Genomic DNA, 16446 nt, shown 5'->3' on the forward strand with positions numbered 1-16446 from the left:
CAACTGCGAGGGGAAGAGAAATGGCCGAGTTTAATAAGATTTTAATCGCAAACCGCGGTGAAATCGCGATCCGTATCATGCGGGCTGCAAATGAAATGGGCAAAAAGACCGTCGCGGTCTATGCCGAAGAAGATAAACTTGGTCTCCACCGTTTCAAAGCCGATGAGGCCTACCGGATCGGCGAGGGCATGGGCCCGGTCGCCGCCTACCTTTCCATCGACGAAATTATCCGTGTCGCCAAAATGTCAGGCGCAGACGCGATCCACCCCGGTTACGGGCTGCTGTCAGAAAATCCCGATTTTGTAGACGCCTGCACCAATAATGGCATCACATTCATTGGCCCCAAGGCGGAAACGATGCGCCAGCTTGGCGACAAAGCCAGCGCTCGCGACGTCGCGATTGAAGCTGGCGTGCCCGTCATCCCCGCCACAGAGGTGCTCGGCGATGATATGGACAAAATCAAGAAACAAGCCGCAAAGGTCGGCTACCCGCTGATGCTCAAGGCATCATGGGGTGGCGGTGGTCGCGGCATGCGCCCGATCATGAACGAAGGCGAGCTGGAAGAAAAGGTTCGTGAAGGTCGACGCGAAGCAGAGGCCGCATTTGGCAACGGCGAAGGTTATCTTGAAAAGATGATCATAAAGGCCCGCCACGTCGAAGTGCAGATCATGGGCGACAGCCATGGCCAAATTTATCACCTGTGGGAACGCGATTGTTCGGTGCAGCGCCGCAACCAAAAAGTGGTCGAACGTGCCCCTGCCCCGTATCTGTCAGGCACGCAGCGTGAACAACTGTGTAACTTGGGCAAGAAAATCTGCCAGCATGTGAATTACGAATGCGCAGGCACCGTCGAATTTTTGATGGATATGGATAACGGTGAATTCTACTTCATCGAGGTGAACCCCCGCGTGCAGGTCGAGCACACCGTCACCGAAGAAGTCACCGGCATCGATATTGTTCGTGCGCAAATCCTTGTCGCAGAAGGCAAATCACTGGTCGAGGCCACAGGTTGCGCGTCACAATACGACGTCAAATTGGATGGTCACGCATTGCAGTGCCGGGTCACGACTGAAGACCCGCAAAACAACTTTATCCCCGACTACGGCCGTATTCAGATGTACCGTTCGGCGACAGGCCCGGGCATCCGGCTTGACGGTGGGACAGCCTATTCTGGCGCTGTGATCACCCGCTACTATGACAGTCTACTGACCAAAGTGACCGCGCGCGCGCCCACCCCTGAAATGGCGATTGCCCGCATGGACCGTGCGCTGCGCGAATTCCGTATTCGCGGCGTATCCACGAACATCGCATTTGTTGAAAACCTGCTCAAGCACCCAACTTTCCTCAGCAATGAATACCACACGAAATTCATTGATGAGACGCCGGATCTGTTCAATTTTAGCAAACGGCGTGACCGGGCCACAAAAATCCTGACCTATATCGCGGATATCACCGTGAACGGGCATCCTGAAGCGGCCGGGCGTCCGCGTCCTGCAGCTGACGTGAAACCGCCAAAGCCCCCCGTAAAACCAACCAGTGACGTGACACCGGGCACCCGCAACATCCTTGACGATTTCGGCCCCGAAGCCGTTGCTGATTGGATGCGTGATCAAAAGCAACTGTTGATTACCGACACAACCATGCGCGACGGGCACCAATCCCTGCTTGCTACGCGGATGCGATCCATCGATATGATCAACGCAGCCCCTGCCTATGCTGCTAACATGAACCAATTGTTCAGTGTTGAATGCTGGGGCGGTGCGACGTTTGATGTGGCCTACCGGTTCTTGCAGGAATGCCCATGGCAGCGTCTGCGTGACATCCGTGCGGTGATGCCAAACATCATGACGCAAATGCTGCTGCGCGCATCCAACGGCGTTGGTTACACGAATTACCCTGACAACGTGGTGCAAAGCTTTGTCGCCCAAGCTGCCACATCCGGTGTCGATGTGTTCCGCGTGTTTGATAGCCTGAACTGGGTTGAAAACATGCGCGTTGCGATGGACGCTGTTGGCAAAGCAGGCAAAGTCATCGAAGGCACAATTTGTTATACAGGCGACGTGCGCGATCCGGATCGCGCCAAATACGACCTAAAATACTATGTCGGCATGGCGCGTGAACTTGAAGCTGCTGGTGCACATGTGCTGGGCCTGAAAGACATGGCGGGGTTGATGAAACCCGCCGCCGCAAAAACACTGATCACTGCGCTCAAGGAAGAAGTCGGCCTGCCGATCCATTTCCACACGCATGACACATCGGGCGCATCAATCGCGACGGTGCTGGCGGCAACTGCTGCTGGTGTTGATTGTGTTGATGCCGCGATGGATTCATTCTCTGGCAACACATCGCAACCAACCTTGGGCTCTATCGTCGAAGCCCTACGCGGTGACGCGCGTGATACTGGCCTTGATATCAAGGCGATCCGCGAAATCAGCAACTACTTTGAGCAGGTCCGTGAACACTACACCGCATTTGAATCAGGTCTTCAGGCCCCGGCCTCCGAAGTGTATTTGCACGAGATGCCCGGCGGTCAGTTCACCAACCTTAAGGCACAGGCGCGTAGCCTTGGCCTTGAAGAACGCTGGCATGAGGTTGCGCAAACCTATGCGGACGTGAACCAAATGTTCGGCGATATCGTGAAGGTAACCCCGTCGTCCAAAGTTGTGGGTGACATGGCCCTGATGATGGTTTCCCAAAACCTGACCCGTGCGCAGGTCGAAGACCCTAAAACTGACGTTGTCTTCCCCGATAGCGTTGTGGACATGATGCGCGGCAGTCTTGGGCAACCGCCCGGTGGCTGGCCAGAAGGTATCCAGAAAAAGGTACTGAAAGGCGAAAAGCCAATCACGGATCGTCCTGGCAAATCGTTGCCGCCCGTTGATCTGGCTGCAACCAAAGCAGAGCTGCAAGCAAAATTCGAAGATGTCATCATCGATGATGAGGATTTGAACGGCTATCTGATGTACCCAAAGGTGTTCACAGATTACACCACCCGGCACGAACTTTACGGCCCCGTGCGCACCCTGCCGACGCGCACATTCTTTTACGGGATGGAGCCGGGCGAAGAAATTTCCGCTGAAATTGACCCCGGCAAGACGCTTGAAATTCGCATGCAGGCCGTATCCGAGATGAACGAAGATGGCGAAGTCAAAGTGTTCTTTGAACTTAACGGACAGCCCCGTGCAATACGCGTCATGAACCACCTTGCCGCCGCCGATAAGGTCACACGCCCCAAAGCCGAAGCAGGTAACGCGAACCACATCGGCGCGCCAATGCCCGGCGTTGTGGCAACGGTCGCGGCGGTCGCTGGGAACGAAGTCAAAGAAGGCGACCTGCTGCTGACCATCGAAGCGATGAAAATGGAAACAGGCATCCACGCCGAACGCGACGCGGTGATTAAGGCCGTCAACGTGCAACCCGGCAGCCAAATCGATGCCAAGGACCTGCTGGTCGAATTCGAATAGCATCACAGCGTGCGTGTCACTGCCTTTGATACGCACGCTGTATCGCCATTTTTGATCGAACAATTCCGATTGAGAACACTGTGCCCCACGATTTAAAGAGCTTGTATGCACGCACTTTCGCTTCGGATGAGTACGTCAAGAAGGCACGCGTAATACGAATAAACATTGAGATCATTCCATGCCCCAACACCTAGCTTTCGTGTCATTGCTTGTGCCTGATTATGACGCCGGAATTGCGTTTTATGTCAGTAAGATGGGCTTCGTACTTTTAGAAGACACCGATATGGGCGATGGCAAACGCTGGGTACGTGTCGCGCCAAAAGGTGCTGAAACTGCATTCTTGCTTGCGCGTGCGGTTGGTGAAGAACAGGTTGCCGCAATCGGGAACCAAGGTGGCGGACGTGTTTGGTTATTCTTGCAAACCGACGATTTCAACCGCGACCATGCCGCGATGTCCGCCAACAGAGTTCACTTCGAAGAGCAGCCACGCGACGAACCCTATGGCCGCGTGGCTGTGTTTTGTGATCCCTTCGGCAACCGATGGGATTTGATTCAGTTTAGCCCAAAACCTGCGTAATCGCCATTTTGGTCGCATCAACGACCTTGTCGATTTCAGCTTCGGTGATGCAGAATGGCGGTGCAAACCCGATGATATCGCCTTGTGGCATCGCCCGGGCGATCACGCCTTGCTCTAACATCGCGGCCGCAATTTGTGGGCAGATTTTATCTGCAACATCAAACCCTTGCTTGGTATCTTGATCTTTGACCAGTTCAACAGCGCAAAGCAGACCTTCGCCGCGTACTTCACCCAGATTGGCATGTCCGCCAAGCGCATCTTGCATCGCGCCGTTCAAATAGGCGCCCATGCGTCCGGCATTTGTGACCAGATCCAAATCATCAATCAATTTGAGGTTCGCAACCCCAGCAGCCGCACAAATCGGATGTGCAGAATAGGTCCAACCGTGACCAATGGGTCCGTTTTCATCGGTGCCTTGCTCTAACACTTTCCACATTTTGTCGGACACGATCGACCCTGACAACGGCGCATAGGCTGATGTCAGCCCCTTAGCGATCGTGATTAAATCAGGTTTCATACCATAGTGCTCGGACCCGAACATCGTGCCCAAACGGCCAAAACCGGTGACGACCTCGTCAGCGACCAGTAGGATATCGTATTTATCTAAGACCGCCTGAATCGCGGCCCAATAACCAGCTGGCGGCGGAACAATACCGCCCGTGCCCAAAACGGGCTCTCCGATAAATGCCGCAATCGTATCTGCGCCTTCGCGCAAGATCTGTGCCTCTAATTGTGCCGCGCAATGGGCCGAAAACTGTTCTTCGGACATAGATTGGTCAGCCCGGCGGAAATAGTAAGGCGCGTCGGTGTGGATCACTTGCGAGAGCGGCAAATCGAATTTTTTGTGAAACAGCTCTAACCCCGTCAAAGAGCCGGTCATGAGGCCAGAACCATGATACCCACGCCAGCGCGAAATGATCTTCTTTTTCTCGGGGCGGCCAAGGATGTTGTTGTAATACCAGATTAATTTGATGTTTGTCTCATTGGCGTCCGACCCGGACTGACCAAAATAAACCTTTGACATATGATCCGGTGCGCGGTCCATGATCATCTTGGAAAGCGTGATTGACGCCTCTGTCCCGTGCCCAACATAAGAATGATAATAAGCCAATTCTTGCGCTTGTTTCGCAATCGCATCCGCGATTTCAGTGTGGCCATAGCCCACATTTACACAGTACAGCCCAGCAAAGGCGTCTAAAAACTGATTGCCGTCTCGGTCATGGATATGCACGCCTTTAGCGCCTGTGATCACCCGTGTTGGTGTTTCACCGCGCGCATGCATAGCCAGATGGGTCGAAGGGTGAAAGAAATTTTCGCGGTCCCACTGTTCAAGCGGATCGTTCTTTAGCATGTCGGTTCCTTTTAAGGTTATTCTGTAATTTCAATGGCCAAGACAGCAACGCAATCGCCGGGTAAAACCAATCCTGGGTGGTGGCGCGCTGTTAGGATACCATCCATTTGCGCTTTGATCGTGCGTGGGGGTAGCCCGGTATAATGCGCAGGCCAGATATGCGCGATATCGTCGCCTTTGTTCACGGCGTCGCCCAAAGTGATGCTAAATTCGATCAGCCCGCCTGTATCCGCAAAGTGAAAGCAATCATCGTCAGGCTGCGTCAAAATACGCGTCGGGGCGATGTCCATGTCGCCCTGCATAATCCCCGCATGAATCAATAGGTTGCGAAGCCCTTTGCGCGCGATGCCCACCGTTTCGGGCGTTGCGGTGCCGCCACCGCCCAATTCAGTCGTAACAAATGTTTTGCCCAGCGTTTCAGCCGCATCATCATACATGCCCAACCCGTCAATCTCGCGCATCTCAACGCTAAACGGCGCGTTAAACGCATCGCGCGCGGCGCGGCAGCGGGCCATTTGTTCTGCATCATCCAAGATATGTGAAGCAGCAAAGGGCAAGAAATCCAATGTCTTACCGCCAGAATGGAAATCCAACACGATATCGGCCATCGGCAATAACGTACGTTGAAAGTAGTCGGCAATCTTTGCCGTTGGTGTGCCGTCAGGGGCACCCGGAAACGCGCGGTTCAGGTTCACGTCATCAACTGGCGACACGCGTGTGCCGGCCAAAAACGCCGGATGGTTCATAAATGGCACAATGATCACGGTGCCGTTGATGTCTTTAGCGTGTAGCGTCTGCGCCAAGCCCAGCAAGGCAAGCGGCCCCTCGTATTCATCGCCGTGATTGCCGCCTGTCAACAGCGCGCAAGGCCCGGCACCGTTTTTGATCACGGTCACCGGGATTTGAATTGACCCCCATGCGCTTTCGTTGCGGCTATAGGGCAGTCGCAAAAATCCGTGCTGCACGCCGTCGGCATCAAAATCAACGGTTGGGGTAATGGGATTATCGCGCATGGATTAGCCTTTGATCACAAGTTCACGGGGCGTGGTGCACAGGCATTCTGCGCCGTTTTCGGTAACCAAGATCGTTTCAGTTGTCTCGAGCCCGCCATCATCAAGCCACAGCGCGGGCATAAAGTGGAACGTCATGCCGGGTTCAAGCGGGGTTTTATCGCCCGCTCGGAATGACATCGTGCGTTCGCCCCAATCGGGTGGATACGACAGACCAATCGGATAGCCACATCGGCTGTCTTTTGTATAACCAAGCGTCTTGAGCCGGTTATTAAACGCAAACGCGACATCCTCGCACAGCGCACCGGGGCGTGCAGCCTCGAGCCCGGCAGAGGTTGCATCAAGCACGGCCGCTTGGGCATCCAAGTACTTCTGTGGCACCTTGCCAAAGAACAGGGTCCGCGATTGCGGGCAGTGGTAGCGGCGATACGTGCCGGAAATTTCAAAAAACGTGCTTTCACCCGATTTGAGCGGGCTATTGTCCCATGTCAGATGGGGCGCAGTCGCATCCGCGCCTGATGGGGCCATCGGCACAATCGCCGGGTAATCGCCCCAGTAATCATCCACACCCGTAATCGCCGCATGATAAATATCGGCAATCAGGTCATTTTTGCGCATCCCCGGTTCAGCCTTATCACGAATGACCGCGTGCATGTTTTCAACGATGCGGGCAGCGGCGCGCATATAGCTGATTTCAGTGTCGGATTTCACCGCGCGTTGCCAATTTACAAGGGCCGTCGCATCGATCAACGTTGCTTGCGCTACCCCGGCTTGCAACGACAAAAATGCCGCTGCGGTGAAATAGTAATTGTCCATTTCGACGCCGATCCGCGCCGACGCCAACCCACGATCCGCGATCAGATTGGCCAAATTTTCCATTGGGTGTTTGACAGGGTTTTGCACATATGTGTCGTCGTAACCGATGATATCATCGTCCAGCATATATGTTGTACGCAGCGCACCGGCTGCGTCCATCGCGCGGCCCCACCAAATTGGGTCGCCATCTAAACGCAGTAAAACCCCCTGATGTACATAGAACGACCAACCGTCATATCCGGTTAACCACGCCATATTCGACGGGTCCGTGACAAAGAGCGCATCAAGCCCACGCGCCGCCATTTCGTGGCGTACCTTGTGCAACCGCGCGGCATATTCATCCGCACCAAAGGGCAATGTGTTCATTCAACTCTCCAGATTCGATAGGGCAATATTAGCTTCCTTAGATGCAGATTTTCTGCAATATCAATAAAATCTTGTGTGATTTAGGCGGCATTTTGAAAATGACTAAGAATTAATCTATGATTGACGATATTGATAAGAAAATACTGCAACACGTGCAACGCAACAATCAGCTAACCAGCTCGGAGCTATCAGAGCGGGTCGGGCTATCCCCCACCTCTGTGCAGCGCCGATTACACAAGATGCGTGATCAAAAGATTATCGAAAATGATATTGCCGTCGTATCCACAGCGGCAGTTGGCCGTCCGCTGACGATGCTTGTCTCTGTCGAGCTTGAACGCGAACGGTCTGATATTATTGACCGTTTCAAAAGGTCCGTGCGTGATTGCACTGCGGTGCAAAGCGCCTATTACGTCACGGGCGAAACTGATTTTGTCCTGATCGTCACAGCCAAGGATATGGAGGACTACGAAGCCTTCACTCGTGATTTTCTATACAACAACATGGATATTAAGGGATTTAAGACCACCGTTGTCATGGACAGGATCAAAGCTTCGTTTGAACTGCCGCTTGATTAACCAGAAGTCACCGTGGCAATTCACCAAAAATTCCGCGCCTGGTGTCTTTTTCCCTTGCGCCTTGACCGATTGCTTTATAGATCACGCCCACGAACGGAGCGCGGGCGTAGCTCAGGGGTAGAGCATAACCTTGCCAAGGTTAGGGTCGAGAGTTCGAATCTCTTCGCCCGCTCCAACAAAACAAGGCCTCTCGGCGACGAGGGGCCTTGTTTGTTTTTAACCCCTGCCCCTTGACGCAATCTGTGAAAGTTTTCTGCATTCAACCCTTGCGCCGCACGTAAACTGTTTGTAAATCACCCCTTACTAACGGATGCGGGCGTAGCTCAGGGGTAGAGCATAACCTTGCCAAGGTTAGGGTCGAGAGTTCGAATCTCTTCGCCCGCTCCAGTTGGTACAGACGTAAAGGGCCACCCAATCAGGTGGCCCTTCGTCGTTTGAGGTGACGAAGTATCGCTTGCTATTGCAAGCTCGTTGTCGGCGTTGGCCGCCCTTCCCCGATGATACTGACTTTTGCGATCTGCGCAGGGGGCTGCGCCAGTGGTTTAAACGGGCCGAAGAGTGGCGCGACATCCACAGCAAGATCATCTACACCATCCAAATCATCAAGATGCGCGTCAACATCATCCAGCGCCGGAGCCGTCGCGGCAATGTCAGCGAATGAGGGGATATTTGGGGTATCATCATCAAATGCGACGGGCGCTTGCTCGGTCACGTCAAACCCATCCCAATTCAGATCGACTGGTGCAGTTTCAGCCGCATCTTGCATTTCATTCTGTGCAACGCGCGCCGCAATTGCGTCTTTATTACTGACGGATGTGACAGCGAGTTGCCCAAGCAAGGATGCTGGCGTGCGCAGACCGACAAGCGCATGTAGGCAAGGAATCAAATCATACAGATCGTCTGTCTGCGACCCGATCCGGTCCGTCAACAAAATCGCGCTAAGATAAGGATTACGGCGTTCACCCGATAGCGCAAGCGAATGTGTCAGATGCCCATTGATAGTTTCATCCATGACCAAGAGGTTAATCGTATCGAGCCGTACCAACGCATAGGCAACTTTATGGCTTTCCACACAAAGAACTTGAAATCCTTTTTCGATCAATACACGGGCGGTGGCAACAGCGGCATCAGCGTCGCTGCGTAAGATTAAGGCCTTCATCGGATTCTCCTGATAAATGAATGATTGCACCCACTTTAGGAATCGATTTCTTAAATTTTGCTGAAAACCCGCAAGATTTCTGACACAGGCTTGGCCCCTGCGCCAGTTACCCCTATAGAATATACACCATCACATAAGGACGCGCAGCATGCGGACAGCCACAATCACACGCAAAACCGCCGAAACAGATATTTCAGTCACGGTGAATTTGGACGGGACCGGGGTCTATGACAATCAGACCGGCGTTGGCTTTTTTGACCATATGCTGGACCAACTGTCGCGCCATGCTTTGATTGACATGACAATCCGTGCGTCCGGTGATCTGCATATTGATGATCACCACACGGTCGAGGATGTGGGGATTGCCTTGGGTCAAGCGCTCTCGGACGCGTTGGGCGACAAGCGCGGAATTAACCGTTACGGCAGCTGCCATCTTGCGATGGATGATACCCAAGTGCGTTGCGCTCTGGACCTTTCGGCGCGCCCCTATCTGATTTGCAATTTGGATTTGCCCTTTGGCAAAATCGGGACTTTTGACACAGAACTGGTCCGCGAGTTCTTTCAAGCGCTATCGACACACGGCGGAATCACCTTGCACATCGACAAGCTGCACGGGTTCAACGCCCACCACATCGCCGAGGCAGCGTTCAAAGCCGTCGCCCGCGCCCTGCGCGAAGCCGTGGAAACCGACCCGCGCAAAACCGATGCGATCCCATCGACCAAAGGCGCACTATAAGTTTATGATACCGCGCGTTCGTGTGCGGTATCATCCAACAACCACCATTCGGCGACAATCAGGTTCGGCACCCAGCACGCCCAAGCGACGAGCTGGTAGACTTCGTCAAAATCCCCGCCAGTGGCAAACCCAATCCCTAAATAGAGCCGTAACGTCACCGCTGCAAAGGTCAGCGCGCCCGACCGGATCATCCAGCCGCGATGGCGCGCAATGTCACGTGCACGTGCGGTCAGATAGGCCTGCAGTGTTGCATAGACCCAGATGACCGCAAGCAATCCAAACCCAAAGGCAGCAACAAGCCCTGCCTGTGTTGCCGTCGCCAGCCACAAACCGCATATTCCCGCGATCACACAAGCAACCACATAAATGCGCCCCAGATAGCGATGCAACCATGGGCGCGATCCGCGTAGCTTGATGCTAAACTGAAACGGCATGACCAACAAAGCTGTGACCGCACACCCAATATGCCCGATCAACGCGATCGCGCGGTCATCATAATGGTAGGCGATATGCGGCGTTGCACCCGCAACCCCCGGCCAAAGCAATCGGGCTGAAATCAGTCCGATTGCCAAACAAAAGAACCAGAACATGCCAATCCCGGCCTTGGTAATGAAATTGGGCATATCATTTCCTATATCAAACTTGACACTGTCAATATCACATAACTTGACAGCGTCAAATTGCAAGTGCAAATAATCCCCATGAACCATTTCCCGGCAAAACCACACCACCATGGCGCCTTGCGCGCGGCGCTCATTCAGGCGGGGATCGACATTCTGCAATCCGACGGATTGCAAGGGCTGACCCTGCGCAAATGTGCGGCGCGCGCGGGTGTGTCACACGCGGCCCCAGCCCATCATTTCGACGGGCTGGTTGGGTTGAAAGGCGCGATCGCGCATCACGGCCTATTGCTGTTTCGCGATGCGATGCTTGCGGCGTCAGCGGGGGCCGCTGACGATCTTGCACAGCTGAAAGGCATCTGTCAGGGCTACCTTGATTTTGCGGCGGCTCAGCCCGCCCTGTTTCGACTGATGTTTGGCTTTGAAAAACACGAACACCGTAAAGTATCTGTCGAATTGGATGGTGATCTTGCCTATGAGGTTTTGCGCGAGGCGTGCGCCCCTTTTGTCCGCGACGACCTGCCCGCCCCAATCCTCGAGGCACAGGTTTGGTCATTAATCCATGGTTATGCGACGCTGTATCTCTCTGGTAACTTTCTGCGCGAACTGCACGCACTGCCGCAACAACAGGCCTTTGAACAGGTGATGGCGGCCCTTGACCGGATGGTAACGCGCTAAGTCTTGGCAATACGGGCAAAAGCCCCTACTCACGCAGGCAAAGATTGGTACAAAAAGGACCGGCCATGCTGACCGCATTGATAGATTATGACAGCGGAAACCTGCATTCAGCGGAAAAAGCGTTTGAACGCATGGCCCGCGAAGTCGATGGCGGCAAAATCACCGTCACCTCGGACCCCGATGTGGTGGCGCGTGCGGACCGCATCGTGCTGCCCGGCGACGGCGCATTCCCACATTGCCGCGAAGAGCTGTTTGCGCGCTCTGCTTTGGCCGAGGCGGTCATCGAAGCGGTCACCGTCAAAGCGCGGCCCTTTCTGGGGATCTGCGTAGGAATGCAGCTCATGGCCAGCACCGGGCACGAATACGAAGAAACGCCCGGCTTCGACTGGATCGCGGGTGACATTCGCAAAATCGCACCCAACGATCCGACACTGAAGGTCCCGCATATGGGCTGGAATGATCTGGTGATTGACACCCCGCACCCGGTGCTTGAGGGGATCGCGACAGGTGATCACGCCTATTTTGTGCATTCCTACGCAATGCAGGTGACAAACCCCGCTGAGCGGCTCGCCCATGTGGATTACGGAGGCGATGTCACTGCGATTATTGGGAAAGACAATGTGATCGGGATGCAATTCCACCCTGAAAAAAGCCAAGAGGCAGGTTTGCGTATGATCGGAAACTTCCTAACCTGGGCACCGTAACCGATTGGAGACAGTGATGCTGACACGCCGCACAATGATCATTGCAACCGCCAGTACATTGGCGGGCTGCGGACGCCGGAACCGCCGGGAAACGGCGCAAACATCCCGCGACATTCCACTGTATCCGAATGAAACGCCTGAACTGCGCGCCCTGATCAACAAATACGCCGACATCCACGATATTCCGGTCACGCTGCTTCACCGTGTAATCATCCGCGAAAGCACCCATAACCCCGCCGCCCGCAATGGGCCGTATTACGGGCTGATGCAAATCCTGCCGCAAACCGCGCGTACGATGGGGCACCGCGGATCACCCGAAAGCCTGCTAGATGCGGAAACCAACCTGATGTACGCGGGCAAATACCTGCGCGGGGCTTGGTTGCTGTCTTACGGCGATGAAGCCACAGCCGTCAGCTGGTACGCGCGCGGCTACTATTACGAAGCGCGCGATCGTGGTATGCTGGTCGAAACGGGCTTACGGGAAGGCTAAATTCACCGTCATTGCCGCGCAACAGATGCGAACGGACAAGCAAAAGATGAAATATAATCCGTTTTGGGGCGCAACATACGTTCTTTCTCTATGGGTTGGAATTCTTGCGCTTTTGGCTGTGTTGCGACACGCGCGTGTCATACTTGAATACGGTTTTGATGCTGACACGCCATCTACGCAGACTTTCATCGCCGGTTTGTTGCTTTTCGGTCTTGCCGCAGGGCTATTGTGGGCCTTCCACAACCATCGCTACACCGCCCTTCCGCTTTTTTGTGTGATGGCGGCAGGTGTTGTGGCGCCCGTTATATTTAATGGTAGTACGCAAGACCTTTTCGTTCTGAAGGGAAGCTATTACGGGGGAGTTCGCCGGATCGCCCCGGGGTGGGTACAGCTGGCTTGGGTGGCACTTGCGGTACTATCCAGCCTCGAACTCATCCACGCACGTATACAAGGTGCTTTTCGTCCAGCCAGCACGGTAGAGAATTCACAATCACCCCGCGAAATCTGGATGACCGCGCTCTATTGGCTCATCACCATCTGGTTCACGATCTTGGCGCTCAATCCGATAAGCGAGTTGGTTTTCGACCTCTTGCACCCGCTGGCAGCCCGAAGGGATGATCCTGTGCGGTTTCTCATGTCTGACATCAGAAACCTCGCGATGCCTGTCGCAATTGCACTCGCACTTTGGCTAAGGTCAAATACCGCGTTGTGGCTTGTGATTATCGCGTTTGTATCGTCCTACAGCTTTGCGCGTATCTTTGACTTAAATTCATACTGGCCCGCGGCAAACACATCCTTCTTTGACCAACCAAAGAACTTTTACCTGTCGCACCCTGTGATCAAGCTGCTTGAAATTGGGCTCGTTTATAGCGTCATGCGCGCCAAAATAATTGGACACCGCGCCTAAACCGGTTCGCCACCGGAAGAACGTTGTAGGTGTTCACTCACATGGAAAGGCCCCTGCGCAACGCAGGGGCCTATAGGTAGCACAAACGTGCTACTGCACGCGCACCCAGTTTTGGCTGGCACAGATCAACCCGCCGGCCACACATCCGCGCAAACGCAGCGCATCGCCAGAGACGTCCATTTTGCCGATGTAGATTTTGTTGTTTGAAGGGCGCCAGACTTGGCCCTCGTATTCGCCGCCCCCTTGCGGCACCATATCGATTACGATTTGGCGACCGATGTTTTCTGATTGATATTCACCGTCGCTATTAAACGTGCGGGCAATCGTGCCGCAAATAGCCGCCCCACATTCCGCAACTGTTACATAGGCAAACGCGCCATCGTCGACCTCTGTCTGCCAGGTACCAACGGCCGCATCTTGGGCATGTGCTTGCGCACCAAACGTCATCGCCGCGATAATCGCAATAATCCGAGCTTTCATGTTCATTCCTCCCTAGAACTGCCCAAACCATGCCTTTGATCTATGTTCCCAATCAAGCATGACGTTAGGTTGCCTGGCAGGGGACACAAGCAGCGTTTGGCGCGGCGGTTATATTTATCAAGTTCGCGCCCACAGAATGTAAAACTATCCGTCACTAGGTTATCTGCGTCGCATGCGACTCTTAATATTGCGGCTTTGCAAATGCAGGGCAATTCTCATCAACGCCTTGGTCAAATATAATAAACCTTAACCATGCGACATTTCTCGTAGAAAATCGATTGGCAAGCGAATGGCATCAGTCAAAGTCACGCTCACGCAAATTGTTGACTCTTCTTTTCCCGGGGTCGGAGCATTCGAATTTGCTGACGCTACAGGGAAGACGATTGTTGTCCACGAAAAACTACCGGTAGCAGGCGTCAACAAAGCCGAAATCGGTGTTGAAGCGGATTTAAGGTGCACGACAGTTACAGCAATGCAAACCAATATTTTGATAGACATCAGCAGGCCAGACGCAATGGAGGATGATCAAGGTCAAATCCATTTCTGGGTTAACGCAGATCTTGTGAACGAATAGAGGATTTCACCCCCTCTTTCCTCACATTGCATTTCCCCGACCGCCGTGCATAAACGCGCCAACAGATATGAAAGGCCGCTGTGATGATCCTCTACCCTGCTATTGACCTCAAAGATGGGAACGCTGTGCGGCTTGTGCATGGGGATATGGACCAAACCACGGTGTTTAATAATGATCCCGCGGCACAGGCGCGTGCGTTTGTTGAGGCAGGGTGTGAATGGTTGCATTTGGTTGATCTGAACGGCGCGTTCGCAGGCGAACCCGTCAACGCGGCCCCGGTTGAAGCGATCCTGAAGGCTTGCCCTGTGCCTGCCCAATTGGGCGGTGGTATCCGCGATATGGCCACGATTGAGCGTTGGCTGGACAAGGGCCTCGCGCGGGTCATCTTGGGCACGGTTGCGGTGGAAAATCCTGATCTCGTGCGCGAAGCGGCCAAAGCATTCCCCGGTAAGGTCGCCGTCGGTCTTGATGCGCGCAACGGACGTGTTGCGACGCGTGGCTGGGCCGAAGAAACCGATGTCATGGTGACCGATCTAGCCAAATCGTTCGAAGACGCAGGTATCGCCGCGATCATCTATACCGACATCATGCGCGATGGCGCGATGAAAGGGCCGAATATTGACGCGACAGCCGACCTTGCGCGTGCCGTGAATATCCCCGTGATCGCCTCGGGCGGCGTGTCCTCTATGGCTGATCTGACGGCACTGAAGGATACAGGCGTGATTTCTGGGGCGATTTCTGGGCGCGCACTGTATGATGGTGCACTCGACTTGAAAGAGGCCTTAGCCGCATTGGCGGATTAAGAGCCGTAAAATGCCTGCATAGCTTTCTTCGCAGGGCACCCCAATATCATCTTGCTAAAAATACTCAAAAAATCGCAGCGTCAGCTGCGGCATCACGTCCCTTTTGCCCAGACATAAGATGGTGTAGTCTCAGCCTAATCCAATGGAGGGCAGATTACCCAATGGCAAAGATCACCAAGACCGCGCTACCAAAAAACTCACAACTTTGGTCAAAAGTGCAAACGGATGATTTTCTGGATGGCTATGCCGTGCAAAGCCCGTTGTCCCCACAAGAGGCCGCCAAAGCTGGGCTCGCGATGCCGGGTTGGGCAGCTATGCTCATGCGGCTGCGCAACGCGATTGTGAAACCACTTGGGCTAAAGACAGAATCTGGCGATACCGGGGACCAAGCAATCTTTCCGGTCCATCTGGATACTGAAGACGAAATGATCATCGGCACTGACGATTATCATCTGAATTTTCGCATCGCAATTTTGCGCAAAGACGGAATGATCCATATGGCTACGTGGGTACATCGCAACAACCTACTGGGGCGGATTTATCTCGCTGTCGTGATGCCATTTCATATTCTAATCGTGCGGGGGGCTATGCGCCGGATTGCCTCTGCAACCAGCGCATAGTCATAAGTTTATTCGCCGCTCACGGCCTTGCCTGTCAGCATATTCAACGCGCCGTTCACACGGGTAACCACCTCTGCGTCTGCGGGGATATCGAGCCCCGCAAACAGATCCTCTGCGGGGGTCCACTGTAGCTGTGTCACCCCGTCAGCATCCGCGTATGCCAGCACACGCAAAGGTAAAACCGCGCCTGCGCGAATGTCTTGTTCCATTGCAAGCGTGCCCAAGGCTGGATTGCCAAAAATCAACAACTGCGCGTCGGGCAAAGATTTACCGACAGATTCGGCCCCCGCGGCATGATCAATACGCGCAAACACGGTGGCGCCAGCACCGTTTACAGCGGCCTCAAGCGCATCAATTGTTTCAGTGACAGTCAGCGGTGATGCTTTCATCATATCCTCGGCCATAGCAGATGTGGAAAGCCCGATCAGGGCAGCGGCAAGTATTTTCATCATTTTTCTTCTCCCAAAGGGTGGTTGCGGATCATACGACCTACGCTTTTGGTTGCTAACACGTCGC

The 16446-nt window shown here is 54.1% G+C and carries 18 protein-coding genes and 2 tRNA genes; 13 read left to right on the plus strand and 7 right to left on the minus strand.

Annotation, left to right across the window (positions count from 1 at the left end):
• The first annotated feature begins 20 nt into the window (after positions 1 to 20).
• Together pyc and DS901_RS11955 are read left to right on the plus strand one after the other, a co-directional pair.
• On the plus strand, positions 21 to 3464 hold the full coding sequence (pyc, locus tag DS901_RS11950; protein ID WP_113777174.1) for a pyruvate carboxylase: 3444 nt from the start codon (positions 21 to 23) through the stop codon (positions 3462 to 3464).
• A 178-nt stretch (positions 3465 to 3642) separates the two neighbouring features.
• Positions 3643 to 4041, plus strand: a complete 399-nt coding sequence (locus DS901_RS11955) for a VOC family protein (protein WP_113777175.1) — start codon at positions 3643 to 3645, stop codon at positions 4039 to 4041.
• Here the strand turns inward: DS901_RS11955 and DS901_RS11960 are convergent.
• From DS901_RS11960 to doeA, 3 genes are read right to left on the minus strand one after another with little or no spacing between them, the layout of a single operon-like run.
• Positions 4022 to 5392: an aspartate aminotransferase family protein gene (locus tag DS901_RS11960; protein ID WP_113777176.1), complete on the minus strand. Its 1371-nt coding sequence runs from the start codon at positions 5390 to 5392 to the stop codon at positions 4022 to 4024. The two genes, DS901_RS11955 and DS901_RS11960, sit on opposite strands and share 20 nt — an antisense overlap.
• A 17-nt stretch (positions 5393 to 5409) precedes the next feature.
• Positions 5410 to 6405 (minus strand): N(2)-acetyl-L-2,4-diaminobutanoate deacetylase DoeB, encoded by a 996-nt coding sequence (gene doeB, locus DS901_RS18765; protein WP_181820852.1) that lies wholly within the window; start codon positions 6403 to 6405, stop codon positions 5410 to 5412.
• Positions 6406 to 6408: 3 nt separating this feature from the next.
• The gene (gene doeA / locus DS901_RS18770) at positions 6409 to 7584 is read right to left on the minus strand and encodes an ectoine hydrolase DoeA (RefSeq protein ID WP_181820853.1); all 1176 of its coding nucleotides are present in this window, start codon (positions 7582 to 7584) and stop codon (positions 6409 to 6411) included.
• Positions 7585 to 7700: 116 nt separating this feature from the next.
• Between doeA and DS901_RS11970 the strand changes: the two genes are divergently transcribed.
• The 3 genes from DS901_RS11970 (at position 7701) to DS901_RS11980 (ending at position 8546) form a co-directional block, all read left to right on the plus strand.
• Complete coding sequence (locus tag DS901_RS11970) at positions 7701 to 8159, plus strand: Lrp/AsnC family transcriptional regulator (protein ID WP_113777177.1); 459 nt, start codon at positions 7701 to 7703, stop codon at positions 8157 to 8159.
• A 100-nt stretch (positions 8160 to 8259) separates the two neighbouring features.
• Positions 8260 to 8334 (plus strand) — tRNA-Gly (locus tag DS901_RS11975).
• Between the two features lie 137 nt (positions 8335 to 8471).
• Positions 8472 to 8546: transfer RNA gene (locus DS901_RS11980), tRNA-Gly, on the plus strand.
• 70 nt (positions 8547 to 8616) lie between these two features.
• Here DS901_RS11980 and DS901_RS11985 read toward each other — a convergent pair.
• Positions 8617 to 9318, minus strand: coding sequence for an imidazoleglycerol-phosphate dehydratase (locus DS901_RS11985; protein ID WP_113777178.1), 702 nt, complete (start codon positions 9316 to 9318; stop codon positions 8617 to 8619).
• A 148-nt stretch (positions 9319 to 9466) separates the two neighbouring features.
• Between DS901_RS11985 and hisB the strand changes: the two genes are divergently transcribed.
• Positions 9467 to 10054, plus strand: coding sequence for an imidazoleglycerol-phosphate dehydratase HisB (gene hisB / locus DS901_RS11990; RefSeq protein WP_113777179.1), 588 nt, complete (start codon positions 9467 to 9469; stop codon positions 10052 to 10054).
• 2 nt (positions 10055 to 10056) lie between these two features.
• Here the strand turns inward: hisB and DS901_RS11995 are convergent, their stop codons facing one another.
• On the minus strand, positions 10057 to 10677 hold the full coding sequence (locus tag DS901_RS11995) for a DUF2306 domain-containing protein (RefSeq protein WP_220150235.1): 621 nt from the start codon (positions 10675 to 10677) through the stop codon (positions 10057 to 10059).
• Positions 10678 to 10755: 78 nt separating this feature from the next.
• Between DS901_RS11995 and DS901_RS12000 the strand changes: the two genes are divergently transcribed.
• The 4 genes from DS901_RS12000 (at position 10756) to DS901_RS12015 (ending at position 13453) form a co-directional block, all read left to right on the plus strand.
• On the plus strand, positions 10756 to 11352 hold the full coding sequence (locus DS901_RS12000; RefSeq protein WP_113777180.1) for a TetR/AcrR family transcriptional regulator: 597 nt from the start codon (positions 10756 to 10758) through the stop codon (positions 11350 to 11352).
• Between the two features lie 65 nt (positions 11353 to 11417).
• Complete coding sequence (gene hisH, locus DS901_RS12005; protein WP_113777181.1) at positions 11418 to 12056, plus strand: imidazole glycerol phosphate synthase subunit HisH; 639 nt, start codon at positions 11418 to 11420, stop codon at positions 12054 to 12056.
• Positions 12057 to 12072: 16 nt separating this feature from the next.
• Positions 12073 to 12546: a lytic transglycosylase domain-containing protein gene (locus tag DS901_RS12010; protein WP_113777182.1), complete on the plus strand. Its 474-nt coding sequence runs from the start codon at positions 12073 to 12075 to the stop codon at positions 12544 to 12546.
• A 46-nt stretch (positions 12547 to 12592) separates the two neighbouring features.
• Complete coding sequence (locus tag DS901_RS12015) at positions 12593 to 13453, plus strand: hypothetical protein (RefSeq protein ID WP_147249916.1); 861 nt, start codon at positions 12593 to 12595, stop codon at positions 13451 to 13453.
• Between the two features lie 90 nt (positions 13454 to 13543).
• Here the strand turns inward: DS901_RS12015 and DS901_RS12020 are convergent, their stop codons facing one another.
• Entirely contained in the window at positions 13544 to 13933 is a 390-nt protein-coding gene (locus DS901_RS12020; protein WP_113777263.1) for a DUF2147 domain-containing protein, read from the minus strand.
• 289 nt (positions 13934 to 14222) lie between these two features.
• Here DS901_RS12020 and DS901_RS12025 point away from each other — a divergent pair, with 289 nt between their 5' ends.
• From DS901_RS12025 to DS901_RS12035, 3 genes are all read left to right on the plus strand, one after another.
• Entirely contained in the window at positions 14223 to 14507 is a 285-nt protein-coding gene (locus DS901_RS12025) for a hypothetical protein (protein WP_113777184.1), read from the plus strand.
• 83 nt (positions 14508 to 14590) lie between these two features.
• Entirely contained in the window at positions 14591 to 15310 is a 720-nt protein-coding gene (hisA, locus tag DS901_RS12030; protein ID WP_113777185.1) for a 1-(5-phosphoribosyl)-5-[(5-phosphoribosylamino)methylideneamino]imidazole-4-carboxamide isomerase, read from the plus strand.
• Between the two features lie 161 nt (positions 15311 to 15471).
• Positions 15472 to 15930 carry a DUF2867 domain-containing protein gene (locus DS901_RS12035; protein WP_113777186.1) on the plus strand — a complete coding sequence of 153 codons (459 nt, stop codon included), beginning with the start codon at positions 15472 to 15474 and terminating at the stop codon, positions 15928 to 15930.
• A gap of 8 nt (positions 15931 to 15938) precedes the next feature.
• On the opposite strand, the gene DS901_RS12040 is transcribed toward DS901_RS12035, so the two are convergent.
• A complete protein-coding gene (locus DS901_RS12040; RefSeq protein ID WP_113777187.1) occupies positions 15939 to 16382 on the minus strand; it encodes a DUF302 domain-containing protein in 444 nt (147 codons plus the stop codon).
• Positions 16383 to 16446 lie beyond the last annotated feature (64 nt).

The sequence above is a fragment of the Loktanella sp. D2R18 genome (assembly GCF_003318235.1).
Taxonomy (GTDB): domain Bacteria; phylum Pseudomonadota; class Alphaproteobacteria; order Rhodobacterales; family Rhodobacteraceae; genus Yoonia.